Annotated in this window: 26 protein-coding genes and 1 pseudogene; 13 read left to right on the top strand and 14 right to left on the bottom strand. The window is 59.0% G+C overall.

Translation table 11 applies throughout. From position 1 onward, the window contains the following. Nucleotides 1–2: 2 nt before the first annotated feature. The 3 genes from cueR to PG896_RS01580 all read left to right on the top strand — a co-directional run bounded on the left by cueR (nucleotide 3) and on the right by PG896_RS01580 (nucleotide 1,796). Nucleotides 3–485, top strand: a complete 483-nt coding sequence (cueR, locus tag PG896_RS01590; RefSeq protein WP_442866189.1) for a Cu(I)-responsive transcriptional regulator — start codon at nucleotides 3–5, stop codon at nucleotides 483–485. 15 nt (nucleotides 486–500) lie between these two features. Continuing rightward, nucleotides 501–839, top strand: a complete 339-nt coding sequence (gene fdx / locus PG896_RS01585; RefSeq protein ID WP_196739815.1) for an ISC system 2Fe-2S type ferredoxin — start codon at nucleotides 501–503, stop codon at nucleotides 837–839. Between the two features lie 198 nt (nucleotides 840–1,037). Then, entirely contained in the window at nucleotides 1,038–1,796 is a 759-nt protein-coding gene (locus tag PG896_RS01580) for a MauE/DoxX family redox-associated membrane protein (protein ID WP_210538756.1), read from the top strand. A 74-nt stretch (nucleotides 1,797–1,870) separates the two neighbouring features. On the opposite strand, the gene PG896_RS01575 is transcribed toward PG896_RS01580, so the two are convergent. Together PG896_RS01575 and PG896_RS01570 are read right to left on the bottom strand one after the other, a co-directional pair. Continuing rightward, on the bottom strand, nucleotides 1,871–2,065 hold the full coding sequence (locus tag PG896_RS01575; protein ID WP_003821167.1) for a heavy-metal-associated domain-containing protein: 195 nt from the start codon (nucleotides 2,063–2,065) through the stop codon (nucleotides 1,871–1,873). A gap of 57 nt (nucleotides 2,066–2,122) precedes the next feature. Continuing rightward, a complete protein-coding gene (locus tag PG896_RS01570) occupies nucleotides 2,123–2,497 on the bottom strand; it encodes an Lrp/AsnC family transcriptional regulator (protein ID WP_008786746.1) in 375 nt (124 codons plus the stop codon). Here PG896_RS01570 and PG896_RS01565 point away from each other — a divergent pair. From PG896_RS01565 to PG896_RS01555, 3 genes and pseudogenes are all read left to right on the top strand, one after another. Next, nucleotides 2,472–2,612, top strand: a pseudogene (locus PG896_RS01565) (4-hydroxyphenylpyruvate dioxygenase); the annotation flags it as partial. The gene PG896_RS01570 and the pseudogene PG896_RS01565 sit on opposite strands and share 26 nt — an antisense overlap. A gap of 286 nt (nucleotides 2,613–2,898) precedes the next feature. Continuing rightward, on the top strand, nucleotides 2,899–3,843 hold the full coding sequence (locus PG896_RS01560; protein ID WP_008786747.1) for a LysR family transcriptional regulator: 945 nt from the start codon (nucleotides 2,899–2,901) through the stop codon (nucleotides 3,841–3,843). After that, on the top strand, nucleotides 3,840–4,118 hold the full coding sequence (locus PG896_RS01555) for an EexN family lipoprotein (protein ID WP_008786748.1): 279 nt from the start codon (nucleotides 3,840–3,842) through the stop codon (nucleotides 4,116–4,118). The genes PG896_RS01560 and PG896_RS01555 overlap by 4 nt, the downstream gene beginning before the upstream one ends. Here PG896_RS01555 and PG896_RS01550 read toward each other — a convergent pair. Then, a complete protein-coding gene (locus tag PG896_RS01550) occupies nucleotides 4,108–4,359 on the bottom strand; it encodes a hypothetical protein (protein ID WP_124014400.1) in 252 nt (83 codons plus the stop codon). The two genes, PG896_RS01555 and PG896_RS01550, sit on opposite strands and share 11 nt — an antisense overlap. On the opposite strand from PG896_RS01550, the gene PG896_RS01545 reads away from it, so the two are divergent. Continuing rightward, a complete protein-coding gene (locus PG896_RS01545) occupies nucleotides 4,354–5,952 on the top strand; it encodes a conjugal transfer protein TraG (RefSeq protein ID WP_442866188.1) in 1,599 nt (532 codons plus the stop codon). The two genes, PG896_RS01550 and PG896_RS01545, sit on opposite strands and share 6 nt — an antisense overlap. A gap of 161 nt (nucleotides 5,953–6,113) precedes the next feature. Here the strand turns inward: PG896_RS01545 and PG896_RS01540 are convergent, their stop codons facing one another. Further along, nucleotides 6,114–6,371 (bottom strand): metal-sensing transcriptional repressor, encoded by a 258-nt coding sequence (locus tag PG896_RS01540; protein WP_019396551.1) that lies wholly within the window; start codon nucleotides 6,369–6,371, stop codon nucleotides 6,114–6,116. A 224-nt stretch (nucleotides 6,372–6,595) separates the two neighbouring features. Between PG896_RS01540 and PG896_RS01535 the strand changes: the two genes are divergently transcribed. Both PG896_RS01535 and PG896_RS01530 read left to right on the top strand, forming a co-directional pair. Further along, the gene (locus PG896_RS01535; protein ID WP_008786738.1) at nucleotides 6,596–7,693 is read left to right on the top strand and encodes a cation diffusion facilitator family transporter; all 1,098 of its coding nucleotides are present in this window, start codon (nucleotides 6,596–6,598) and stop codon (nucleotides 7,691–7,693) included. Nucleotides 7,694–7,736: 43 nt separating this feature from the next. Further along, on the top strand, nucleotides 7,737–8,114 hold the full coding sequence (locus PG896_RS01530; RefSeq protein ID WP_008786737.1) for an ArsR/SmtB family transcription factor: 378 nt from the start codon (nucleotides 7,737–7,739) through the stop codon (nucleotides 8,112–8,114). Nucleotides 8,115–8,297: 183 nt separating this feature from the next. On the opposite strand, the gene PG896_RS01525 is transcribed toward PG896_RS01530, so the two are convergent. Next, nucleotides 8,298–11,315: a Tn3-like element IS3000 family transposase gene (locus tag PG896_RS01525; protein ID WP_021740570.1), complete on the bottom strand. Its 3,018-nt coding sequence runs from the start codon at nucleotides 11,313–11,315 to the stop codon at nucleotides 8,298–8,300. A 295-nt stretch (nucleotides 11,316–11,610) separates the two neighbouring features. Between PG896_RS01525 and PG896_RS01520 the strand changes: the two genes are divergently transcribed. From PG896_RS01520 to rsmF, 4 genes are all read left to right on the top strand, one after another. After that, nucleotides 11,611–12,255 (top strand): paraquat-inducible protein A, encoded by a 645-nt coding sequence (locus PG896_RS01520; protein ID WP_010674754.1) that lies wholly within the window; start codon nucleotides 11,611–11,613, stop codon nucleotides 12,253–12,255. Beyond that, the gene (locus PG896_RS01515; protein WP_010674753.1) at nucleotides 12,233–12,841 is read left to right on the top strand and encodes a paraquat-inducible protein A; all 609 of its coding nucleotides are present in this window, start codon (nucleotides 12,233–12,235) and stop codon (nucleotides 12,839–12,841) included. The genes PG896_RS01520 and PG896_RS01515 overlap by 23 nt, the downstream gene beginning before the upstream one ends. A 51-nt stretch (nucleotides 12,842–12,892) precedes the next feature. Next, the gene (locus tag PG896_RS01510; RefSeq protein WP_010674752.1) at nucleotides 12,893–15,445 is read left to right on the top strand and encodes an MlaD family protein; all 2,553 of its coding nucleotides are present in this window, start codon (nucleotides 12,893–12,895) and stop codon (nucleotides 15,443–15,445) included. Nucleotides 15,446–15,574: 129 nt separating this feature from the next. Then, nucleotides 15,575–17,005, top strand: a complete 1,431-nt coding sequence (gene rsmF / locus PG896_RS01505) for a 16S rRNA (cytosine(1407)-C(5))-methyltransferase RsmF (protein WP_029314541.1) — start codon at nucleotides 15,575–15,577, stop codon at nucleotides 17,003–17,005. Between the two features lie 234 nt (nucleotides 17,006–17,239). On the opposite strand, the gene PG896_RS01500 is transcribed toward rsmF, so the two are convergent. The 9 genes from PG896_RS01500 to acpP form a co-directional block, all read right to left on the bottom strand. After that, on the bottom strand, nucleotides 17,240–17,524 hold the full coding sequence (locus tag PG896_RS01500; RefSeq protein ID WP_041201618.1) for a RepB family protein: 285 nt from the start codon (nucleotides 17,522–17,524) through the stop codon (nucleotides 17,240–17,242). Nucleotides 17,525–17,687: 163 nt separating this feature from the next. Beyond that, a complete protein-coding gene (locus PG896_RS01495) occupies nucleotides 17,688–18,716 on the bottom strand; it encodes a tyrosine-type recombinase/integrase (protein WP_143237541.1) in 1,029 nt (342 codons plus the stop codon). 299 nt (nucleotides 18,717–19,015) lie between these two features. Further along, a complete protein-coding gene (locus PG896_RS01490) occupies nucleotides 19,016–19,795 on the bottom strand; it encodes a TatD family hydrolase (protein WP_201956758.1) in 780 nt (259 codons plus the stop codon). Nucleotides 19,796–19,807: 12 nt separating this feature from the next. Continuing rightward, on the bottom strand, nucleotides 19,808–20,755 hold the full coding sequence (gene holB, locus PG896_RS01485; RefSeq protein WP_262512560.1) for a DNA polymerase III subunit delta': 948 nt from the start codon (nucleotides 20,753–20,755) through the stop codon (nucleotides 19,808–19,810). Then, nucleotides 20,740–21,381, bottom strand: a complete 642-nt coding sequence (gene tmk, locus PG896_RS01480; protein ID WP_042017643.1) for a dTMP kinase — start codon at nucleotides 21,379–21,381, stop codon at nucleotides 20,740–20,742. Before tmk ends, holB begins: the two co-directional genes overlap by 16 nt. Next, entirely contained in the window at nucleotides 21,381–22,382 is a 1,002-nt protein-coding gene (gene mltG, locus PG896_RS01475; protein ID WP_042017642.1) for an endolytic transglycosylase MltG, read from the bottom strand. Before mltG ends, tmk begins: the two co-directional genes overlap by 1 nt. Continuing rightward, entirely contained in the window at nucleotides 22,372–23,178 is an 807-nt protein-coding gene (pabC, locus tag PG896_RS01470; RefSeq protein ID WP_045524866.1) for an aminodeoxychorismate lyase, read from the bottom strand. The genes mltG and pabC overlap by 11 nt, the downstream gene beginning before the upstream one ends. 66 nt (nucleotides 23,179–23,244) lie before the next feature. Then, complete coding sequence (gene fabF, locus PG896_RS01465) at nucleotides 23,245–24,486, bottom strand: beta-ketoacyl-ACP synthase II (protein ID WP_270835325.1); 1,242 nt, start codon at nucleotides 24,484–24,486, stop codon at nucleotides 23,245–23,247. 81 nt (nucleotides 24,487–24,567) lie between these two features. Further along, nucleotides 24,568–24,804, bottom strand: coding sequence for an acyl carrier protein (acpP, locus tag PG896_RS01460; protein ID WP_005300909.1), 237 nt, complete (start codon nucleotides 24,802–24,804; stop codon nucleotides 24,568–24,570). Between the last annotated feature and the right edge of the window lie 9 nt (nucleotides 24,805–24,813).

Raw genomic sequence — 24,813 nt, 5'->3', positions numbered from 1 at the left:
ACATGATGAACATCGGTGAAGCATCCAAGGCCTCGAAGGTCTCGGCCAAGATGATCCGCTACTACGAGCAAATCGGCCTGATCCCTCCGGCTGACCGCACCGACTCGGGCTACCGCGCCTATACCCTGGACGATGTCCATCGGCTGCATTTCATCCGGCGTGCTCGCGACCTTGGCTTCTCGGTGGCTGAGATTACGGATCTGCTAGGACTTTGGAATGACAAAGCGCGTCAGAGTGCCGACGTAAAACGCTTAGCCCAGCAGCATATTGACGAGTTGGACCGGCGTATCGAGAGCATGCTGGAGATGGCTGACACCCTCAAGGCGCTAATCCAGTGTTGCGCCGGTGACGAACGGCCCGACTGCCCGATTCTTCACACGCTTGAGCAGCCCGATACTAGCGATGACAAACCTGAGCCGCGCACCGGTGCTGTGCCGCGTCGCGCGCGAACCAACACATCGGCAAAAAAGCCGCGTTCACATTGATCGGCTAGGAGAGACATGCCTAAGATCACCGTCTTGCCCCATTCTGAACTGGCGCCCGAGGGAGTCGAGCTAAACGTGCCAACCGGTATCTCGATCTGCGAGGCTCTGCTGGACAACGGCATCGAGATCGAGCATGCCTGCGACATGAGCTGTGCATGCACGACCTGTCACTGCATCGTGCGCAAGGGGTTCGATTCGCTAAACGAAGTCGAGGAGTGCGAGGACGATCTGCTCGACAAAGCCTGGGGACTGGAGGCGCAGTCGCGCCTGAGCTGCCAGGCCATTGTTGCGACCGAAGACCTGATCGTCGAGATCCCCAAGTACACGATCAACCACGCCAAGGAGAACCACTAGGGCCGGGTATGCGGTCGCAGGAGCAGGAATGTGCTGGTGAACGCCGAGTGGAGGCTGTACCACCTGATGACCTACTGAGATCCAGATGCTTACACACCGTTGCGCTACTGCTTGTTAGGCTAAAGAGGTCGCCAAAGTCTTTCGATGACGGTCAGTGCTACGGCCAGTCCCTCGAAAGTCATACAGGAGAAGTCCAGCATGTCTGCGCCCAAACACGCCACGCTATATCGGATGGTCATGCCCGGCCATACCTGCCCCTATGGGCTGAAGTCGCTCGATCTGCTCGAACGCAAGGGCTACAAGGTTGAAGACAAGCATCTGGCGAGCCGGGAGCAGACGGATGCATTCAAGAAGGAATATAGCGTTGAGACTACGCCGCAAGCCTTCATCGACGAGCAGCGCGTGGGCGGCTACGACGACCTGCGAAAATTCTTCGGTATGTCCGTGAAGGACAAAAACGCTGTGACCTACACCCCAGTAATCGCACTGTTCGCCATGGCTGCTGCGATGGCGCTAGCGACGGGCTGGGCGGCCTCCGGCCAGTTCTGGGGCATGCAGGTGGCGGAATGGTTCGTGGCCTTTGCCATGTGTCTCTTGGCTCTGCAGAAGCTCAAGGACGTGGACGGCTTCACGACGATGTTCCTCAATTACGACCTGCTCGCCAAGCGCTGGGTTCGGTATGCCTACTTCTACCCGTTTGCGGAGGCCACCGCGGGAGTTCTGATGGTCGCGGGCGTGGGGATGTGGGTGTCGATTCCGTTGGCGCTGTTCATCGGGACCGTCGGGGCCGTGTCGGTTTTCAAGGCGGTCTATGTCGATCGCCGGGAACTCAAGTGCGCCTGTGTGGGCGGGGACAGCAACGTGCCGCTGGGCTTCGTGTCCCTGACCGAGAACCTGATGATGGTGGCGATGGCCCTGTGGATGTGGGCCAAGGTCGCCTACCTTGGGATGCACTGAGCGCCGCGCCAGGTACGGCGCAGCGCACGTGCTCGCATCGGCCGTCCTGTGTGCAGGCCGGCCACGACGCGGTGTTACTGCGCGCGCGGCGGGAAGCCAGCTTCGCTCAGGGCCGCGGCGATCTGCTCTTGCGAGGCCGAGGTCTGGACCTCGACACGGCGGGTCGGCGGGTCCGTGACGATCTTGGCGTTGGGGTCGATCGTTTGGATCGTTTTCGTAACGGTGCGGGCGCAGCCGCCGCAGGTCATGTCTTCGAGATGGAATTGCATGGAAAACTCCTTTCGGGTTGGGGTGTTTGAAGTCTGGTCCTTGCCACGGTTGGAAGGTCAAGCGCTATTTGCATCCCCGCTACACCAATCGGCCGAATGCTCATAGGGCAAGGCCGTGGTGCTCTTTACCCGATCCAGCACGAAGCTTGTCTTGCAGTCCTGCACGCTGGGGTGCTTGAGCAGCGTGTCGAGCACGAAGCGAGAGTAGTGAGCCATGTTCCTGACGACCACCCGCAGCAGATAGTCCATGTCGCCGGTCAGCGCATGGCATTCCACGACCTCCGGCCATTTCTGGACCGACGCGCGGAACACGTCCATGGGATTGCGCTTGTGCGAGTCGGAGTGCTTTTCGAGACGCACGTTCAGGTAGGCCGTGAGCGTGAGGCCGATCTTCTCCGAGCCGCTGCTCGGCCCGGTGTTCTTCGAGTTCATCGAGCGCAAGGGCAACTACCGCGAGGGCTTCGGCGAAGGTAACTTCGGTGCCTTGTTCGAGTCGATGGAGCGCGACCAGATCAACCGCGGCGCGCTGGAAATCAACCCAGCCTGATTCGGGCTTTCCCCCTGAAGGCATAGCACCTTCCGCATCTCGCGAGCCCCGGTGGGGCTCGCACTATTTTGGCAAGCGGCCTCCACGATGCCCATTGGCCCTCGTGCAGCTTGCACCATTCATCTCCTCACAATCGAACATCACCACGGCACGGTGCAGGCTTCTTTGACTAATATATGAACACATGTATAATTGTTTATTCAATATTTGGCCTCAGCTCGACTGGTGCTACAGCAGGCGTGCATCTCGTCCCCCGAATCAACATGGATCATGGAAGGACAAGACTATGGAACTTCGTCACTTGCGCTGCTTCATTGCGGTTGCTGAGGAACTCCATTTCGCCCGCGCTGCCGAGCGGCTGCACATCGAGCAGTCTCCACTGTCACGGGCCATCAAGGAACTGGAAGAAGAACTGGGCGTGATGCTGTTTGCCCGCACCACGCGCAGCACTCGGCTGACCCGTGCGGGCGAGCTGTTTCTGGAGCACGTGCGCCGCGTGCTCTCCGCCTTGGAGCAGGCACGCGATAGCGTGAAAGCGGCAGCAAACGGTTTTCATGGCCAGTTGCGCGTGGCATTGTCCGACGGCATCACGCCGTCGCGCCTTTCTGCGTTGCTCGTACTTTGCCGCCAGGAAGAACCCGAGGTCGAAATCCGGTTCTTCGAGGTGCCCCTATCGCAACAGATCAAGGGGCTGCATAGCGATCTGTATGACGTAGGGTTTGCTCAATCCGACGAAGTGGGCGACGGTATCGTCGCCACGCCCGCATGGAGCGATGCGCTGATGGTGGCCGTGCCAGCTCGGCATCCGCTTCTGGCCCACAAGCGCATCCCCTTGGATGAGTTGCTTCGCTATCCACTGGTTCTGTGCGATCCACAGGCATGTGAGGGCCATGCCAAGCAAGTTGAACGGGTGTTGCGCCGTGCGGATGTGGAGCCACTGATTGCAGAGAGGGTTTCGTCCACCGACCTGATGATGGCCCTAGTCTCGGCCGGTTTTGCGCTCGGCCTAGCAGGCAGTGCACACATTGCCGCCAGCCGTGAGCCGGGTGTAGTGGCCCGGCCGCTAGCTTCGCGCGTGTCGCCCCTCACGACCTATCTGTTGCGGCTGGACGGAGATCCGTCCGACGAGTTGGCGCGGTTTATTGAGCGCGCACAGGCCATCGAACAGCCGGAAACCCCCAGGCCCATACGAGGCCGTAATCCCGATCACCCGGAGGAACTGACGCCATGAAGAAGATCATCCCATTCTTGCTGGTTGCCGTGTTGACTGCCTGCGGCCAGTCCGATGGGCCACAGAAGTCCGCCGGTTCCGCAGCCAACATCCCGACAGTGGAAGAGCTGGCGGCCAACCCCGAACGGCTCAAGGAACTGCGCCAGCAGTGCAAGACCGACCGCCCCAAGCTGGGCGACGTGTTGTGCAACCGGGTGGCCGAGGCCACGCGCAAGCGGTTCTATGGCGACGGGGAAACGCCCTACACACCGCCGAAGGAGCCGCCTAAGTTTTGATCGTGGCCGCTTCGCCACGAATATTGGATTTCCTGACCGACACGCCGCAACGCGCCTGCGCTTGCGACGTTTTTCGTTGGCTCGCCACCGCGCTAATTCTTTCTTTTTGCTCGATCTTTCTGCTTAAAACGGTCTTTGACCGGCACTGACGCGGCACCGATCCTGACGCCTCCGGCACGTCCTTGTGCCGCTTTTTCCATGAGGAATCGGCGCAGGAGAAATCGGAGGCCAGGTCATGCAAGGGACGAACGTGCTGTTCGGTCAGATCGCCGTGGTATTCGGCATCGTGATCGCCGGAGTGTGGGGTGCCACACAATGGACAGCAGCAGCCCTTGGCTATCAAGTACGCCTTGGCTCGCCCTGGTTCGATCTTCTTGGCACGCCGATCTATCACCCGTGGAAGCTGTTTGAGTGGTGGTTTTCTTACGGCGCCTATACCCCGGAAATCTTCGACACCGGCGGAGCCATCGCTGGCAGCAGTGGCATGGTCGCCGTGGCCGTCGCCATTGCCATGTCGGTCTGGCGCTCGCGGCAGGCACGCCTTGTCACGACCTACGGATCGGCCCGCTGGGCGAACGCGCATGACATTCGCAAGGCGGGCCTCACGCAGCCAGAGGGCGTGTTCCTCGGCCAGCACGACCGCCAGTACCTGCGCCATGAGGGGCCAGAGCATGTCCTGACGTTCGCACCCACGCGCTCGGGCAAGGGCGTCGGCCTGGTGGTGCCGACGCTGCTTTCTTGGCCCGCGTCCGCCGTCATCCACGACATCAAGGGCGAGAACTGGCAGATCACCGCAGGCTGGCGCTCGCGCTTCTCGCATTGCCTGCTGTTCAACCCCACGGATGCGAAGTCGGCGGCCTACAACCCGCTGCTGGAGGTGCGGCGCGGCGCGCATGAAGTGCGCGACGTGCAGAACATCGCGGACATTCTGGTCGATCCCGAAGGCGCGCTGGAGAAGCGCAACCATTGGGAAAAGACCAGCCACGCGCTGCTGGTCGGCGCGATCCTGCATGTGCTCTACGCGGGCGAAGACAAGACGCTGCGCGGCGTCGCCAACTTCCTCAGCGACCCGGCCAGCCCGTTCGAGCTGACCTTGCATCGAATGATGACCACGCCCCACTTGGGCGAGGGGCCGCATCCGGTAGTCGCGTCGGCGGCGCGTGAAGTGCTCAACAAGTCGGACAACGAGCGTTCCGGCGTGTTAAGCACCGCCATGTCGTTCCTCGGCCTGTACCGCGATCCCACGGTGGCCGAAGTCACCTCGCGCTGTGACTGGCGCATCGCCGACCTGATCGCGGCCGAGCATCCGGTGTCGCTGTACCTGGTGGTGCCGCCTTCGGACATATCGCGCACCAAACCGCTCATCCGCCTGATCCTCAACCAGATCGGGCGACGCCTCACCGAATCGCTGGACGGCAGCGACGGCATCGAACGCCGCCACAAGCTGCTGCTGATGCTCGACGAGTTCCCGGCCCTGGGGCGGCTCGACTTCTTCGAGACAGCCTTGGCCTTCATGGCGGGCTACGGCATCCGCAGCTTCCTCATCGCGCAGTCACTCAACCAGATCGACAAGGCGTATGGACAGAACCATTCCATTCTCGACAACTGCCACGTCAGGGTGACGTTCGCCACCAACGACGAACGCACCGCCAAGCGCATTTCCGAGACGCTGGGCACTGCGACCGAGCTGCGCGCGCAACGCAACTACGCGGGCCACCGGCTCGCGCCGTGGCTGGGCCACCTCATGGTGTCGCGCCAGGAGACGGCCCGCCCGCTGCTGACGCCGGGCGAGGTGATGCAGCTTCCGCCGGACGATGCCGTAGTGGGGTTCTAGGGATTTTCCGTCCAAAAACGACAAAGTGCTCTGGAGGCCACGCCGTCCGCGGCCTCCAGAGGGGTATTACTTTTTTGGCGCTTCACATAGCCAGTCACAATAAATCAATCACTTAGCAGTCTGAATGTCGCATTTGGACGGAAAATCCCTAGAACCCCGCCTCAGAGCAGTTTGGTCAGCGCCTTCATTTCGGTCAGAACGGAGTCCTCGTCATGGGACAGGCAGTGGTCGATGTGGTCGTGGATCAGGACGCGCTTGGCCGCCGTCACCGCGCTTTCCACCGCCGCGAGCTGGCGGGCGATGTCGAGGCAGGTTTCTCCCCCTTCGATCATCCCGATGACGTGCCGCAGATGCCCCTCGGCGCGCTTGAGCCGCTTCACCAGGTCGGGATGGGTGGTGTGCTTATGCATGTCTTCCATGCTGAAATCATATCCCCCCAGGGGGGATACTGCCACTGGATGTTAGATCAACGGCTGCTTGCCAGGCGGGGGGAATGGTCGCCGAGCCAGGCTAAGGCAATTGCCCGGAGCGGCATCCCGGCCGTGGTGAGACGCGAACACAAATGTGTACAACAATTCACACGAAAACATGTTCATGTGTTATATTTTGAGCCACAGTCAAAGACCCAGTTTCCCGAGGCCCCATGTCCCAATCCCACGCACATGACCATGGTCACGATCACGACCATGATCATGACCACACCCCGACCGTGACCAGCGCCAACGAGCGCAAGGTCCTGCTGTCCTTTTTCCTGATCTTCGGCTTCATGGTCGTGGAGGCCGTCGGAGGCGTGCTGTCGGGCTCGCTGGCCTTGCTGGCCGACGCGGGCCACATGCTGACCGACGCCGCGGCGCTCGCACTGGCCTACGCAGCATTCCGGTTCGGCCGCCGCGCGGCCGACAGCAAGCGCACCTTCGGCTACCTGCGCTTCGAGGTCATCGCCGGTTTCCTGAACGCCGTGACCCTGTTCGCGATCGTCGCTTGGATCGCCTACGAGGCGTGGGAGCGGCTGCAGGCGCCGCCCGTGATCCTGGCCGGCCCGATGATGATCGTCGCCGTGCTCGGCCTGCTGGTGAACGTGCTCGTGCTGTGGATCATGACCCGCGGAGAGACCGATCACGTCAACGTGAAGGGGGCCATCCTGCACGTGATGGGCGACCTGCTCGGCTCGGTCGGCGCCATCGTCGCTGCGATCGTCATCTACCTCACGGGCTGGACGCCGATCGATCCCATCCTGTCGGTCCTGGTCGCGGCGCTGATCCTGCGCAGCGCATGGAAGCTGCTCGCCAAGTCGATCCACATCCTGCTGGAAGGCGCGCCGGAGGATGCTTCGCCGGAGAAGGTGGAGCAAGGCCTGATGGGCGCCGTGCCGGGCCTGGCGGCCGTCAGCCACGTTCACGTGTGGCAGCTCACCTCCGGGCGCACGATGGCCACGCTGCACGTTCGCCCCAACGTGGACGAGGAAGCACGCGCCGTGGTCAAGCGCGTCGAAGCGGTGCTTCGAGAGCAATTCAGCATCGAACACGCCACGGTCGGGATCGACTGGAACTCGGGCACCGACGAGAACGTCTGCAGCTTGCAGCCCACGTCGGAGCGTCAGGACCACAGCGGCCACGATCACAGCGGTCATGACCACAGCGGGCACGACCACAGCGGCCATGATCATGGCAATCACAAGCATGGCGGCGGGCACAGCCACGGCCATGACCACGACCATTCCGCTCCTGGTCACAGGCATTGAGGCCGCGCGAGCCGGCTCGCACTCCACTTGAGGATTTGCATCCATGACGTCCCGCAAAACCACCAGCGCCGACACCGCGCAATGCTCGACCACCAGCCACGACGCGGCGACCGATGCCCTCGCAATGTCGCAAAGTGACGTCGCTGTTCTGGCCGAGACCTTCCGCCTGCTGGGCGACCAATCGCGATTGAAGATCCTGCTGCAGTGCATGCATGGCTCGGTCGCCGTGGGGGACATCGCCGAAGCGCTCGACCTGTCGCAGTCTCTGGTCAGCCATCACCTGCGGCTGCTGCGCGGTGCGCGCCTCGTGCGCGGCGAACGCCAAGCCAAGCACATCTTCTACAGCATCGCGGACCAGCACGTCAGCCAGGTGCTGCAGGACATGGCGGTCCACATTTCCGAGGACAAAGCCGACGACTGACCAGGCCCAAGCACCCAGGCGAATGGCAGGTTGCGAGGCGCCGGTACCCACGCCGCCGGTTAGCCTCAAGGACGTCCTCGATGCGGCCTGGGCGCAACACCCTGAATGGGGTTCTAGGGATTTTCCGTCCAAAAACGACAAAGTGCTCTGGAGGCCGCGCCGTCCGTGGCCTCCAGAGGGGTATTACTTTTCGCTGACGGGTAAATATCCCTCGATTGAGCGCATAAGCTCCTCCAGATCTGGCAATTTTTCGCTCAATTCGAAGTGGTAAGTCCCCTTGAGGTTAATGTTGTGCCAGGCCACAGGGGATGCCTGTTTGACGATATCTATTCTCTTGGTATCTCCTTGGTATTCGAAGCTGGTCAACAGCTGGCTGAGTATCCTGGAGTTGAAGTAAACGATGGCATTGGTGACCAGGCGAGCGCACTCATTCCATAGCTGGATTTCTTCGTCTGAACTGCCCCGGAACTGATCCCCATTGACGCTGCTCACGGCCCGACGCAGTTGGTGATAGGCCTCTCCCCGGTTCAGCGCGCGCTGAACATAGTTTCTTAAACTGGCATCATCGATGTAGCACAGTAGATAATTCGCTTTCACCAGGCGATTGTATTCCGTCAGGGCTTCCAGCAGCGGGTGATTGCGCTTGTACTCCGAGAGCTTTCTCACCAAGGTGGCTTGCGTTGTTTTCCGCTGCTTAAGTGATACTGCAATCCGTTGGATGGTATCCCAGTGCTGCGCAATACGATGGGTATTGATTGGCTTTTTTAAGCACAGCTGAATTCGGTGTTCTTTGTCTTCCTTGACATCAAACATGTCATTGATCACTTTGCCAACCTGGGCATAGCGTGGGGCAAACTGGTATCCGAACAGATCCAGTAACGCGAAGTTCACATGGTTCACCCCATGGGTATCGGTTGAGAGCACATCCGGAATGATGTCTGACGTATTGCTCATCAACAAATCAAAGATGTAGTGCGATTCATGTTCGTTGGCGCCGATCACTCTGGCGTTGATCGCAGCGTGATTGGCGATCAAGGTCATGGCAGAAACACCTTTTTGAGTGCCAAAGTACTTCGACGAATAACGGGTTTTGAAGGTCTCGCGCCGGGCTTCGAACTTTTGACCATCGGCACTGGCGTGGATCACATCTTCCTGGATGTTGTAGTACCGGAAGATGGGTAGCTTGGCTGTCGCGTTATTGATGTTGTCGTTAGCAGCATTCAATGTTTCCAGGCGAAGATAGTTCGCCTGGATAGTGCTGAGCTGATCATAGGTACGATCAGAGATCTGTGCCATGCCGTAAATGCCTTGATTGGTTGCATTGCCGACCAGAATTGCCAACAGGTCATATTCATGGGAACGGCTTCTGGATTGGGAACCCAGCACATGAGCGAAGCAGTCAATGAAACCGGTGTCACGATCAACCATGCGCAGTACATCCGCAATCCCCGTTGTGGGAATTTGCTGGAAGAAGGGATTGTTGACCAGATGATGTTTGCTGGCCGAAGGCAGGCGCCAGAAGCGTTTACCCTGCGGATTACGCAAGATGATATTCCGGTTGTCTTCCTGTTCAAGATATTCGCCGACTTCGTACAAACGGGTATCCAATTCCATGGCCATCTGTTTGATCAGCTTTTCAGGCTCCTCCGCTAATTTTGTAAAATGGCTCTGTTGAAGCAGCGTATATTTGTTTTTTCGCCAATGTTCCCCGTCGATCAGGTCGGCGTCGAGTGCCCGGTATTTAGTGATATCAGGCAGCGTCAGCTGGCCATTCAGGCGATCAGGAATCTGTTGATAGAGGAACCACTCATAACGATCGATCAGGATATTCCCTTCACCATCCAGCAGGAATTCACGTGATTTTTTGGAAAGGAGTCTGGTGTCGGCAGTTTGCAACTGAGCGTCCTGGCCGTTGAGTTCGTTTTGTGTTTTCGCCAAGGCGGCCGCTAAGTGCTGGGTGCCGTCGCAGCCTTCGAAGCGCAGACATAGGAACAACTCTCGCAGCAAACCTTTCCGCAGACTTTCTTTCTCGTCGCAGTACTGCCACATGGCTTCATCGACCGATCGTCGCTGCTCGTTCAGGAAGAGACATACAGATTCCAGATCCCTTTTGGTCAGCAGGCTCAGTGCTTGCTGTCTTACTGTTGCAAACGGTAGTTGCAGATCAATGCTGTCATCAATGAACAGGTGCAGTACTTCAGCTGCCTTGCTGACATTTTTAGCTGCTTTTTGCCAATCCTTAAACACCGCTTCCTGCGCATAATCCTTTGCCTTCTGTTTGGTCTGTCTGACATGATGCACAAAGCCATCGGCAATACGTTCCAGCGCTTGCTGCCATCGCGTTTGAAGATAGCACAATAAATACAGCCATTGGCTGCCTACGGTTTGACGTTTCAGTTTGGCACCGTAGTAGTCGACTTTCTCTGCCAGGTGTTGCAGATTTTTCTGCGACAGTGATAGCGTGCTCAACAGCAGATCCACTTCCGGCATCCAATGCTGGATATGGCGATAGACAATCAGTTCTTTCTCCAACTCGGTTCCGGTGAAGTTACGAGCCGATTGTCGCAACTGTCGGAACGGCAGTGGACCTGTGCCGTTCACGAGCTCCGCCAGTGCTTGCTTAAGACCGCGTGACATTGCACGCTCAAGGTGCGCGGCCATGTGTTCCTGTTCGTCTCCCACCACCTGACTGATGATCTTTTGCAGCGTGCTGTAGGCAGGGATTGCGATCTTCTGCCCCGAACAATATTCAATGGCCGCATCGAAGAGGTGCCTAGGCGCTGTCCAGGCTCTGGCTTGCTGGGATAAGTAATCTCTCAACGCCGCTCCATGGTCTTTGACATTCCAGCGCTGGTAGTTGCAGAGCTGGAAAACACGTTGGTAAATCCGTTCGTTCTCTTTTGGCGTGAGATTAAAGGGTCTACAGCCTGGGCCTGGTAGAACGGTTTGATAAACGTATTTGAGGTCCTGCTTGATCTGATGAAAGCCGGGATTCAGCACCACCGGCTTGGCTTTGAAATAGCCCAGCAGTACCACCAGCATGTAACGCTGGCCCCGATGACGGAGGCTTTTAGCGATCGCCAGTTCCTTATCGTTCAGCGAGAAAAAGAAGCGTTGGTCGGCGGAGGTGAAAGCGGGGGGTCCATATAACTCATCTTGTTCTGCCTCGGACAAGATTTGGACACGTTCTTCGAATGCCATGGATTTAGCCCAAAAAGACTAAATCTTACTCAAACAGAGCCCAAATAGGGATCTCGAAAAAAGTAATACCCCTCTGGAGGCCACAGACGGCGGGGCCTCCAGAGCACTTTGTCGTTTTTGGACGGAAAATCCCTAGAACCCCAGCATGTCGGCATGCATCGCCAGCCCCTGCTTGGCTGGCGGCGGCCAGTTCACAGCGGAAAACACGTCTTTTCAAAGGGGGCTGTGCAGCGCGGCAAGACAGAGCAGGCGTTTTAAGGTAAATTTCATCAATTCCTTCAACAGGTTGAATCGTATGTCGGATCCGCACTCGGTGATTGTCTGTCCGGCCTGTGACTTGCTGATCGAACGCAAGTTGCTGCCGCTGCGCCGTCACGCCCATTGCCCCCGCTGTCATCAGCATCTGTATGGGCGCTATGCCTTTCGCCCTTCCCAGTTGATGGCGCTGACCATCACCGGATTCCTGTTGCTGCCTTCCGCGTTTTTTGAGCCTTTGATCTATCTTCGTCTGGCGGGCGTGAACTCGGACGCCAACCTGATCAAGGGAATTATGATGCTGTATGCCGAGAGCGAGCTCTGGGTGGCAACACTGGTGCTCTGGTGCGCCGTGCTGGCGCCGACAGGGCTGCTGCTCGGGATCTTTGCCCTCGCCTCCGGCCTGGCCAAGCGCTGGCATCTGCTGGCGTGGACCCTCAAAGCGGTCGAGGTATTTCGCCACTGGGCCATGCTGGAGGTGTACATCGTCAGCCTGCTGGTCGCCCTGTTCAAGCTTATCGACATCGCCGACGTGCGCCTGGGAGGCGGTCTGCTGAGCCTGGGTTGTCTGATGCTGCTCAACATGACGTTGCTGATCCTCTTTGATCCTGCCCCTTACTGGGAGCGGATTCCGCTGCAACATGCCTCCCGGGAGCCGGACCATGTCCCCGATCAGCGCCCGTGAACTGGGGCTTTGCCGCTGCCATACCTGTGGGTTGCTGGTGCGCCATCAACACGGCATGAGCTGCCCTCGTTGTCATACCCCCTTGCAGATGCGCATTCCCCATTCCCTCGCCTGGTCATGGGGCCTGCTGGCGCTGGCCACCTTCATGTTGTTGCCTGCAAACCTGCTGCCCATCACCCACTTCTACAACAAGGGATTATTGCAGTCCGATACCATTTTCAGCGGTATCATGGCGCTCTATCGCAGCAAGATGTCCGGCATCGCCACCATAGTACTGACCGCGAGCATCATCGTGCCCATCGGCAAGATCCTGGGTCTTGGCTGGATCTGCTGGCAGTTGCAGCGCAGCAAGCCGGTGCGCCGCAAACGCCAACTCGTCATGTACCGCATCATCGATTTCATCGGACGCTGGTCCATGCTGGACCTGTTCGTCATCTCGCTGATGGTGGCCCTGGTGGATCGCGGCGTGCTGCTCAATGTGCGTGCCGGCCCCGGGGCGACGGCGTTCGCCGGCGTGGTGGTGCTCACCATGATGTCGGCCAGGATGCTCGATACCCGCCTGTTGTGGGACAAGGCGGCCCGTTAATGTTTTTTGTGTCGAACGCGCTGTGCATCACAGCCAATGTAAGGAGTCGGTATGGTCGGGGCTGAGCCCGTCATTGAGAAGCACCGCTGGTTATCACCGGTCTGGTTGCTGCCCTTCATCGCCCTCTTGCTGGCGGGAGGCTTTCTCTACCAGCAGTGGACGAGCAGTGGTCAACTCATTCGCATCAACTTTGCCCAGGGCAACGGTATCTTGCCGGGCAAGACCCAGTTGCGCTATCAGGGGGTCGCCATCGGCGTGGTCCAGGAGCTGGAACTGGCACAGGATGGTCGCAAGATTGCGGTGCTGGCCAAGGTGGACAGCCGTGCCCGCTCCCTCATACGCAAGGGCTCCGACTTCTGGCTGGTGAGTCCGAAGGCGTCACTGACCGAGATCTCCGGCCTGGACACCCTGGTGTCCGGCAACTACATCAACCTGCAACCCGGACGGGAGAACAACCCGCTGGAGGATGAGTTCGATGCCCTGGATGGCCCTCCCCCTGGTTATCAGGCCCAGGGGCGAACCCTGCACCTGACAGCCGATTCTCTGGGGTCGGTGGGCATCGGTGCCAAGATCTATTTCCGCGGGCTGGAGGTGGGCAGTGTCATCAACACCCGTCTTGGGGAAGAGAACCAGAACGTGATCCTGGATCTGGTGATCGAGCCGCGCTTCGAGCACCTCGTCAAGGCGGATACCCGCTTCTGGAACATCAGCGGCATCAAGGGCTCCTTCAGCTTGGCTGGCGTCAGCGTGGAGGCGGGCAGTCTCACCTCCATCCTGAGCGGCGGCATTGCGTTTGACTCCCCCAAGGATTCTCCCGTGGCGCAAAAGGGGGTCAACTTCATCCTCTACAAGGGGCTGGCCGAGGCCGCCCGGGGTGAGCGCATCACCATCCAGGCGGGGACTCTGCCCATCAAGGAAGGGATGCCCATCCTCTATGAGGGCATCGAGATTGGACGCATCGACCCCATTCGCCTCACCGAACAGGGGCGGAGCGTGACGGCCCTCATCAACCCCGAGCAGGCGTTCCGGGTGACCGGCAAGAGTCGTCTGGTGTGGGAGACGGTCTCTCTCTCCCCTGCCGGGATCAAGCATGCGGATCGCCTGCTGGCCGGGCCCGCCATTCGTCTGGACTATGAACCCGGTAAACGGGTCAACACCATGACCCTGGAGAGCCAGGCACAGCGCGGCGGCATCAAGCTGACCCTGCAGGCAGAGGATCTCGCCGGTTTGAGCGAAGGGGCTCCGCTCTGGTTCAAGGGGTTGCAGATAGGTCAGCTCGGGGCACTGACCCTGGATGCCGGCGGCAATGCCAGTGTCGAGTTGCTGGTGAACGAGCGTTATCGCCATCTGCTGCAACGGGCTCGCTTCTATCGCGCCGCCCCCTTGCAGGTGGAGGCGGACCTCAGCGGTATCAAGGTGGAGACCAGCCCGGCCAGTGCCTGGTTGGCGGGGGGCATCAAGCTGGTACAGGCCCCGAAGGGTGACAGGATTGACCGCCTCTACCCCAGCCAGGAGCTGGCCCTGCTTGGGAGCCGCCATGCCAAAGCGGTCAGCTGGACGCTTCGTGCCGCTCAGGCTGATGGGATCGGTGTGGGCTCCCCCGTCCTCTATCTGGGACTGGAAGCGGGCAAGGTCAAGGCGCTGGATGCCGATGATCGCGGGGTGGCCATCACCCTGGAGATCGATGCCATCTATGCTCCTTTGCTCAAGCAGCAACCTCAGTTCTGGAAGAAGGCCGCCATCGACGGCAAGATCCGGCTCGACGGCGTGCAGGTCAAGATGGGGAACCTCGCCACCCTGCTGCGTGGTGCCATCGAATTCGACAAGCTGGGGACAGGTCGCAGCAGTCATCAGCTCTTTGACAGCAAGGAGCAGGCAAGCTCCCAGGTGCGTACCCTCACGCTCACGGCGGATCACAACCCGGGTCTCGGGGTCGGCAGCCCCATCCGCTATCGCGGAGTGGACATCGGCAAGGTGGAGCAGGTGGAACTGGATCCGACCCTGGGCCAGGTAAGCTTCAAGGCCGAGCTGAATGAGCAATATGCCGCGCGCTTCCTGCAATCCGGGGCGCGCTATGCACTGGTGCAGGCCAAGGTCGGGCTGGGAGGCGTTGCCCACCTCGATACCCTGATCAAGGGGGCCTTTGTGGAGGCGACACCGGGCCGAGGGGCTGGCAAGGAGACCTTCCCCTTGAGCCAGAGTGGCCCCGCCGGTCTTGCCCTGACCCTCAAGAGCCCCTCCGTCGATGGCATCAGCGTGGGCAGCCCCCTGCTGTTTCGCAAGATGGTGGTGGGCAGCGTCACCGGCGTGACCCTGGCCCGGGATGGCAGCGAGGTGCTGATCGATGTGAATGTGGATGGACAGTACGCCCATCTGATACGCGCCAACAGCCGGTTCTGGAATGTCTCCGGGGTCAAGGCCGATATCGGGCTGACCGGTGGCACCATCGAGGTCGAAACGGTGCAAAGCCTGCTGGCGGGCGGGATTGCCTTCAATACGCCGGAGCGGGAGATGGGCGCGACCGTCAAGGCGGGCCATCGTTATCCGCTTCATGCCAAGGCAGAGAAAGAGTGGCTGGAGTGGAGTCCCCGCATCTTGCCCTGAGTTATTCCCCTGCTCGTCAAAAACCGGCCTTGTGCCGGTTTTTTTATGGCCTCATGGACTCTCCCATCAAGAAGGGCGGCGCACTGTGGTAAGATGTCGCCCCTCATTTTGGGTCAGCGAGATTGCGCCGTGCACGACAACACCTACCTCCCCGATCACTTCCTGCGTCACATTGCGGAGTTCATGCCATCCCATCTCTCCATGGAGGCATTCGTGGCGAGTTGCCGGCAGCCGCTGCGGCGCAGCATCCGGGTCAACACCCTCAAGATCACGGTATCCGAGTTTGTCGCCCGCATGGCGCCGCTTGGCTGGCAGCTGGATCCCGTGCCCTGGTGTGAAACCGGCTTCTGGCTCACCCGCAGTGATGAGAGCGTCCCCCTTGGCAACACGGCCGAGCATCTGTGCGGCCTCTTCTATATTCAGGAAGCGAGCTCCATGTTGCCGGTGACGGCGCTCTTTGCCAGTGAGCAAACCAGAGGGGATGGCATGTTGCTGGACGCGGCCGCCGCCCCTGGCTCCAAGACTACCCAGATCGCGGCGCTGATGGAGAACCGCGGCATGCTGATCGCCAACGAGTTTTCCAGCAGCAGGCTGAAAGTGCTGAGCGCCAATATCCAGCGCTGCGGTGTGACCAACGTCGGCATGACCCATTTCGATGCCAAGGTCTTTGGCCAATGGCTGCCTGAAACCTTCGACGCCATCCTGCTCGACGCCCCCTGCTCCGGCGAGGGGACGGTGCGAAAAGATGAAGACGCGCTGCGCAACTGGAGTCTCGAGAGCATCGACGAGATTGCCGCGGTGCAGCGTGGCCTGCTGGAGAGCGCTTTTCACGCCCTCAAACCCGGCGGCGTACTGGTCTACTCCACCTGCACCCTGAGCCTGCAAGAGAATCAGGCCGTCTGTCAGTCGTTGCAGGAGAAGTTCGGTGATGCCTTCAGCTTTGACTCGTTGGCCGATCTCTTTCCGGGAGCGGAGAAAGCCTGTACACCGGAGGGATACTTGCACGTTTGGCCCCAGATCTTCGACAGTGAAGGATTTTTCGTCGCCCGGTTGCGCAAGCATCACTCCGTGCCCAACACCATGTTCAAACCGGGCAAGCTCGGCAAGTTCCCCTTCTCGCCGCTGCCAGAGAAAGAGGCTGGCCCCATGCTGCGGGAGATTGAAGGGAATTTTGGCATCGTGCCCCATGGCCAACTGTTTGGCCGCAATGACGAGATCTGGCTCTTCCCTCACGCCTTCGAGCAGGTACAGGGGAAGCTGCGCTTCGATCGCATCGGCATCAAGCTGGCTGAGACCTTCAAGAAGGGATATCGATTGACCCATGAATGGGCTCTGGCTTACGGCCATGAGGCGAGTAAGGGATGCGTCGAGCTGGATGCCTCCAATGCCCGTGAATTCATGATGGGACGAGATGTCTGGCCAGAGCAGGATGCCGGGACTGGGGAAGTGATCGTTCGTTACCAGGGGCACCCGCTCGGCATGGGGAAATGGGTGGGGAGTCGCATCAAGAATGCCCTGCCCCGGGAGCTGGTACGGGATAACAACCTGTTCAATGCGTGAGAGTGGGGTCGCTCGAGCAAAAATAGCGCCTGTTCGAGTCTGAAAAAAAACCACTCTGGTTGAACTTTTATCCGGTTCTTGAAATGCCTAGAGCCTTGTCTAAGCTTAAGGCTATCTGCATACCAGTTAGCGCACGGCTCTGCAAGGAGCCAATTCCCCTATGCCAGGTACAAGGAATTCGTACCTGGCTTTTTTTGTCTTCCTTTTTCAATCACGCCGGTTCGATACCATCGTCTATTCGAGTATGTCTGCCGACTCGGGGATATCGCTCTGCTGCGCGTTGGTCGTTTGTTGCAGTTCGTGCTGATAGAGCAGATCGATTGCCTGCTCGATGATGGAGGCCTGACTGTCTTCCAGTTGTTGCCCCAGCATGGCCAACCTCTCTGCATGACGATTGCTTATCCAGCATTGCAACCGGCTGTGGGTTTCCTGCTTGCGCTTCACGTGCTGGCGCTGCCGTTCGGCATTCTCTTGCGCAGCGCTTTTCTTCAATTCCTGGCTATCGTGACCTTCCGACATGTCTACATCGTGAATGTTATCTCTCATTTTTCATTGGCATCTTCTACGAAAGTAAATCGGATTACGACTCTCCCACCGTTATGATGTCTGTGGAGGACGACATGAATATATCACCAGATCAACAGGATATCATTTAACATAAAAAATGGAGAGGCGCGGTTCTCTATAACAACCCATCCAGGGCGTGATCGGAGAACTTGTGGGCATCGTCGAAATATTCCTGCAAGGTGCGCATGTCCTTGTGTCGGGTCACCTCGATGATCTTGTTCATCGGCTTGCCCGCCGTCACCGCCGAGGTGATGAACCCCCGCCGCAAACTGTGGCCACTGACGTGGAGATCGTCGATGGCCTGGCCGGTTCGCCGCTTGATCATCAAGTTGATACCTTGCGGCCCCAGGGGATCTGTCATCAGCTGTCCCCAGCGATTCATTCGACGAAACAGGGGGCCCTCAGCAATCCGGCTTTTTTTCAGCCATTGTTGCAGTGCAGAGACCGGGCAATACCGGGTTCCTGGAATGAGTGCTATCTCCGATTCATGGAGCTGATGTTTGCTTGGTTTGAGACAAAGGCGTATCCCCTGCCCCACAAACTGCACGTCATTCACCTCGATCCTGGCCGCTTCCGATCGACGCAAGGCGCCACTGAACATCAGGAGCAACAGGGTGTAATCTCGAAGCCCAGCCAGGTTGCTGGTGTCTATCTCGTCCAATACGCAGGCCAATGGTTTCAGGGTCAGCGCCCCCGTTTTGCGTTTGCGGTTATCACCGAGCCGTACTATGCCCCGCATCATCTCCTTTATCTCCGCATGCTCTGTCGGCATGGGGTGGATCCCCTTCTGCTTGAAGGCATAACGAATGCCGGCAAGCCGTCTTACCAGGGTGGCCGGTTTGCGAGGTTCCCCGTTGCGAAGTTCCCCCTTTCCTTCTTCCTTGTCCAGCCAGACCCAGTTGGCCAGGATGCCGTCGGCCTGATCCGCCAGAAAATTCATGATGTCGTGATGTGTTGTCTGCAAGGGATCCAGCCCATGGAGTTGGCACCAGGAGACAAAGATACGGGTATCTGCCTGATAGGCATTGAGGGTGGAGTCGGCTTTAGCGCTGCGCAGGAAGCGTCTTGCCCGGCTGTTCAGCTGAGGATCGAAGACGCTTTGCAAGGATTGCTGAACTGGGTTTTGAAGGCTTGGGTAGTTCACTTAACTCTATGATTTAAAGCGGAGTTTCGGTGGATCTTACAGGATCATTCAGATCTATCAAGTATCGATAATGAATATTATCGATACTTAGGAAGAGTACTTTTAACCCATTTCAGCTCCCTCATTTATTTCTCAAGTACCCTGTCATCCCTGCTCCGTTTTATCAGGATTGTGGATTTAATCTCATCAGTATCCACCGCAAAAAGTGAGAGATAACAACTTGGCATGGTTGTTTTTGGATGGGTAATGATAGTGCTGATTGTCATAGTAAAACGCCCCGCTATGCGGGGCGTTGTCTGTTATCGCTTTGCCAACTTGAACAATTCGAAGAAATTGTGGCTGGTGGCCTCCGCCAATTCGGCGAGCGGTATCTGGCGAAGATCCGCGATAAATTGGGCGACGTCGCGAACAAAGGCCGGCTCATTCTCCCTCCCCCGGTGGGGAACCGGTGCCAGATAGGGAGAGTCGGTTTCAACCAGCAGTCGCTCCAGGGGCAACGCCTTGACCACGGCCTGCAGGGCTGAGGCGTTCTTGAAGGTGGCTATCCCCGAGATGGAAATATAGAACCCCATGGCCATCGCGGCCTCGGCCATCTCGAGGGACTCGGTGAAGCAGTGCAGCACTCCGCCCACCTGTTCGGCCCCCTCCTCTCGCATGATCCTCAAGGTGTCTTCCTGGGCATCCCGGGTGTGGATGATGAGCGGTTTGTTCAGTGCCCGGGCTACACGAATATGTTCGCGGAAAGAGGCTTGCTGTACATCCTTGTTTTCCGGTGAATAGAAGTAGTCGAGCCCGGTTTCGCCGACGGCCACCACTCTCTCATCGGCCGCCTGAGTCATCAGCAAGTCAGCATCCACCCCGGGATCCTGATTGAGCGGGTGGACACCACAGGAGGCAAACACCTGGGGATAGGGAGCGATGGCCTCCATCATGGTCGGGAACTGGGCCTGGGTCACACTCACGCAGAGAAAATATCCCACGCTCTGCTGCGCCGCCTTGGCCAGGACATCGGCCATGTCGGTCTGCTTGGAGCCATAACTCAAGCGATCGAGATGGCAATGGGAATCAACGAGTAACATAGACAACCTTGTTTATAACCAGCGATTGAGCCAGTTCATCAAATGGATGGTGGGATTGGAAAGCTGTCCAGGCTGACAAGCCTCTTTCAGCACAACCAGCTGCTGTTCAGCTTCCAGGAGCCGTTCGCTGGAATGTCTCTCAGCCAGTTGCTGGCTGAGTGATGCAAGATCCGGCATCGCCAGTTGATGATGACCGCAGCCAGCCTGAAGCTTGAGGGCATCGCACAGGAAGAGCTGCAACCAGTGCAGCCGGACCTGATTATCCTCGGCCAACTGGGCGCAGACATTCGCCGCACGGGTGGGGGCCGATGCCAGCGAGACAAATCCGTCGAGCAATGCCCGTCTGGCATCATCTTGCTGTGCTTCGATATAGCTCAGCACCCGCAGCGGCGCACCCTGGCAGATCCGCACCTGGGCCTGGGTGGCCTGATGGCCCTGCTCGGCGAGCCAGGCAAGGGTCTCCCCCTCAGAGGGGAGCTGGCAGACATGCTTGTGACAACGGCTCAAGATGGTGGGGAGCAGGCGAGATACCCGGGATGCGATGAGCAGCAACAGACTGTCGCCAGCCGGCTCTTCCAGCGTCTTCAGCAAAGCATTGGCGGCAGACTCCGTCATGCGCTCCGCCTCCTGAATGATCACCGCCTTGCCGCGACCGAGCTGGGATGTGCTCTGGAGGCGGCTGCAAATCTCCCGGATGGCTTCGACACCTATGGTCTTGCCCTCGGGCCCCAGGGTGCCAAGATCCGGGTGATGCCCCTTCTCAAACAGTTGGCAGGAGTGGCACTGACCGCAGGGTTCACCTCGTTGTGGATGCTGACACAGGTGCAGTCGCGCCAGTCGCTCTGCAAGCTGCTCCTTGCCAAGACCAGGATCTCCTAGCAGCAACCAGGCGTGCCCGAGCCGTCCGGCCCGGGCCGTCTCGCTCAGGGCATGCCAATCCGGGATCAGCCAGGGATACATAGCCCCTCGCTTGCCAGATAATGCTCAAGGGCAGCCTCGATGGCGGCTTTGACTTGCGCCGGGGGCAACCCGGCATCGATGACCTGGATGGAATCATCGGCGGCCGCCAACTCGAGGTAACGCTGGCGGGTACGTTCAAAGAAGCCGATCTGCTCCAGCTCAATCCTGTCCAGCTCGCCGCGATGGCGGGCCCGCTGCAGGCCGATGGCAGGATCGATGTCCAGATAGAGCGTCAGATCCGGCTTGAAATCCCCGAGGACCGCCCGTTTGATGGCGCCGATGAGGTTCGCATCGATGCCGCGGCCACCCCCCTGATAGGCCTGGGAGGAGAGATCGTGGCGATCGCCCACTACCCAGATGCCGTCTGCCAAGGCAGGCTTGATCCGGGTCTCCACCAGTTGTACCCGGGAGGCGTACATCAACAACAGCTCGGCCTCGACGGTCAGGCGCTCGTCATGCACTTCCTTGACAATGGCCCGCATGCGTTCCGCCAGCGGCGTACCTCCTGGCTCCCGGGTGCACTCGATCCGCGCAACTCCGTGGGCTTGCAGATAGTCGGTGACATAGCGCACCGCAGAGCTCTTCCCTGCCCCTTCCAATCCTTCAATCACGATAAATTTAGACATTAGGGTTTCTTCAATATGTATTCACGCACCGCCCGATTGTGTTCATCGAGGGTCTTGGAGAAGTAGTGGGCACCGCCCCCCTTGGCAACGAAGTAGAGATAGTCGGTCGATTTGGGGTTGAGCGCCGCCTCGATGGAGGCCTTGCCCGGCATGGCGATGGGCGTCGGAGGCAGACCGTCGATCACATAGGTGTTGTAGGGGTTAACGTCGGTCAGATCGCTGCGGCGAATGTTGCCATCGTACCTGTCCTTCACCCCGTAGATGACGGTAGGGTCGGTCTGCAACTTCATGCCAAGGCGTAGACGATTGACGAACACAGAGGCAATCTGGGCCCGTTCATCCGGTTGGCCCGTCTCTTTTTCGATAATGGAGGCCATGATGAGCGCCTCATAGGGTGTCTTGTAGGGCAGATTGGCCTGACGCTTCTCCCAGGAAGCCTCCAGGAACGTTTTCATGTCCTGATAGGCGCGGCGCAGGATGGAAAGATCGCTGGCATGAGTGGTATAGGCGTAGGTTTCCGGCAGGAACCACCCCTCCAGCTTGCCATTTTCGATGCCGAGTTCCTGAGCCAGCTCGGTTTCGCTCTGCTCCAGAGTCAGGCGCTCCAGATAGGGGGCGCTGGAAAGTTGCTTCAGCCAATCCTCAAAACGGGACCCTTCGACAAAGGTCAGGCTGAAGTGAAACTCCTTGCCGGAAGCAAAGAGAGAGAGAGTCTCCTTGAGCGGCGCCCCTTCCTTGATTTCATAGGTGCCGGACTTGATGGCCACCAGTTCGGGATGACCGCGCAACCAGAGGCGCACCGCCCAGGGGCTGGTTTCCCCCTCCCCCAGTTCGGCAATCAGGCGCGCCGCATGGGCGCCTTTTTCGACGGTAAAGAGGCGGGTTGGCCCCTTGTTGGTGAGCGTCTCCACCTGTTGCCACTTGTGATACACGTACCCTCCGGCAACAGCGACAGAGAGTGCCGCCCCCGCGAGCAGGGTGTAAAGCCGATTAAACTTCAATGACCAAGCGCTCCTGTAAACGGCGGATCAATACCGGGCTGGGATAGTGCATATCCCCGATGCGGGTGACCGGGACTATGCCCATCAGGGTATTGGTCAGCCAGACTTCTTCCGCCTGCCAGAGTGACTCCAATGGAGCCTCGACGACACGCAGTTCAATGCCCATCTGTTTAAGCATCGTCATCACGCGCTTGCGCATGATGCCATCGATCCCGGCGCGGGTGAGATCCGGTGTGAACACCGTCCTGCCGCGACGCCAAAACAGATTGGCGCTGACCCCTTCTACCAGAAATCCCCGGCTGTTCAAGACTATACCTTCGACCCCGCCGCGCGCAGCAAGTTCGCGCTTCAGCATCACTTGTTCGAGGCGCCCCAGCGTCTTGAGACCGGCGAGCATGGGACTGTCCCCAAGCTGCTGCTGGCATACCAGGGCATTGATGCCGGTTTGCTGCCAATCATGATAATGCTCGGGATAAGGTGCCAAAGAGACGATGCGAGTGGGCGTGTCACAGCCTGCGCCGTCATATCCCCGCCCACCGGCGCCCCGGGTCAGCATTATCTTGACGACAGCCTGTGTCTGCCCAGAAGCCAGCTGCGCCGCCTCGTCGGCAAGCAGGTCCCAGGAGTGCTCGCCAAAACCAAGCCGGGCGTTGGCATGTTGCAGCCGGGCCAGGTGGTCCTGCCACCAGAGTACCTTCCCTTCCCTCACCAGCATGGTGGTGAAATGACCATCACCGTATGCCAGTCCACGATCCCTGGCTGACAGTGTTTCTGTGGGTATTCCATTAATCAGCAAGGGGATCCCTCCGATAAAAAAGGCCCGATACTGCCGTATCGGGCCTTATCATTCGCCCAGAGCGAATTATACGCGTTTGAAGATCAGGGAGCCATTGGTGCCGCCAAAACCGAAGGAATTGGAGAGGGCATATTCGAAGCTGCCGGCCTTGGCAACATGCGGCACCAGATCCAGGTCGCACTCATCATCCGGGTTGTCCAGGTTGATGGTGGGAGGCACCATCTGATCACGCAGAGAGAGCACGGTGATGATCGCCTCGATGGCGCCAGCCGCACCCAACAGGTGGCCTGTCATGGACTTGGTGGAGCTGACCATCAGGGCGCTGGCATGTTCACCAAACACCTTCTTCATGCCGCGCAGCTCTGCCACATCCCCAAGGGGGGTGGAGGTACCGTGGGCATTGATGTAACCGATCTGCTCGGGTGCAATGCCAGCATCCTTGATGGCGTTTTTCATGGCGCGTGCGCCACCATCGCCGTCCGAGGGAGGGGCCGTCATGTGATAGGCATCCCCACTCATGCCAAAGCCGACCAGCTCGGCATAGATCTTGGCGCCGCGGGCCTTGGCATGTTCATACTCTTCCAGCACCAACACGCCGGCACCATCGCCCAGTACGAAACCGTCGCGATCCTTGTCCCAGGGGCGGCTCGCCTTCTGCGGTTCGTCATTACGGGTGGAGAGCGCCTTGGCAGCGGCAAAGCCGCCCATGCCCATGGGGGTGGAGGCTTTCTCGGCACCACCGGCGACCATCACGTCCGCATCGCCATAGGCGATCATCCGGCCAGCCATGCCGATGGCATGGGTACCCGTGGTACAGGCGGTAGTCACGGCGATGTTCGGGCCCTGCATGCCTTTCATGATGGAAAGATGACCGGACACCATATTGATGATGGTGGACGGAACGAAGAAGGGGCTCAGCTTGCGGGGGCCGCCATTGATGAGGCTGCTGTGGTTCTGCTCAATCAGACCCAGACCGCCGATACCGGAGCCGATGGCAACGCCTACCCGCTCCGCGTTCTCTTCGCTGATGACCAGGCCGGAATCTTCCAGGGCCTGAACACCCGCCGCCACGCCATACTGGATGAAGAGATCCATCTTGCGGGCTTCTTTGCGGTTGATGCCGAACTCTTCGGGGTCGAAATCCTTGACCAGGCCTGCGAAACGGGTTGCGAACTCGCTTGCATCAAAGTGGTCGATGAGGGAAATGCCGCTCTGCCCGTTGAGCAGGGCTTGCCAGCTGGATTCGGCAGTGTTGCCTACCGGGGAAAGCATCCCCAAGCCGGTCACCACGACTCTGCGTTTTGACACTGAGGTAGTCTCCGAGAGGTGTTTTGAAAGGGGTAAACATAAAAGAAGCGGCCCTTGGGCCGCTTCTTTCAGAACAGGAACTTATTCCTGATTAGCGGTGATGTAGTCGATAGCCGCTTGAACAGTGGTGATCTTCTCGGCTTCTTCATCAGGAATTTCGGTATCGAATTCTTCTTCCAGCGCCATTACCAGTTCAACGGTATCCAAAGAGTCAGCGCCCAGGTCGTCGACGAAGGAGGCAGCGTTCTTCACGTCTTCTTCTTTAACACCCAGTTGTTCGATGATGATTTTCTTTACGCGTTCTTCGATGTTGCTCATGACCTGAAT

Source organism: Aeromonas sp. QDB30, assembly GCF_027707645.1.
Classification (GTDB): domain Bacteria; phylum Pseudomonadota; class Gammaproteobacteria; order Enterobacterales; family Aeromonadaceae; genus Aeromonas; species Aeromonas caviae.
This window is presented reverse-complemented; position numbering and strand designations above follow the sequence as displayed.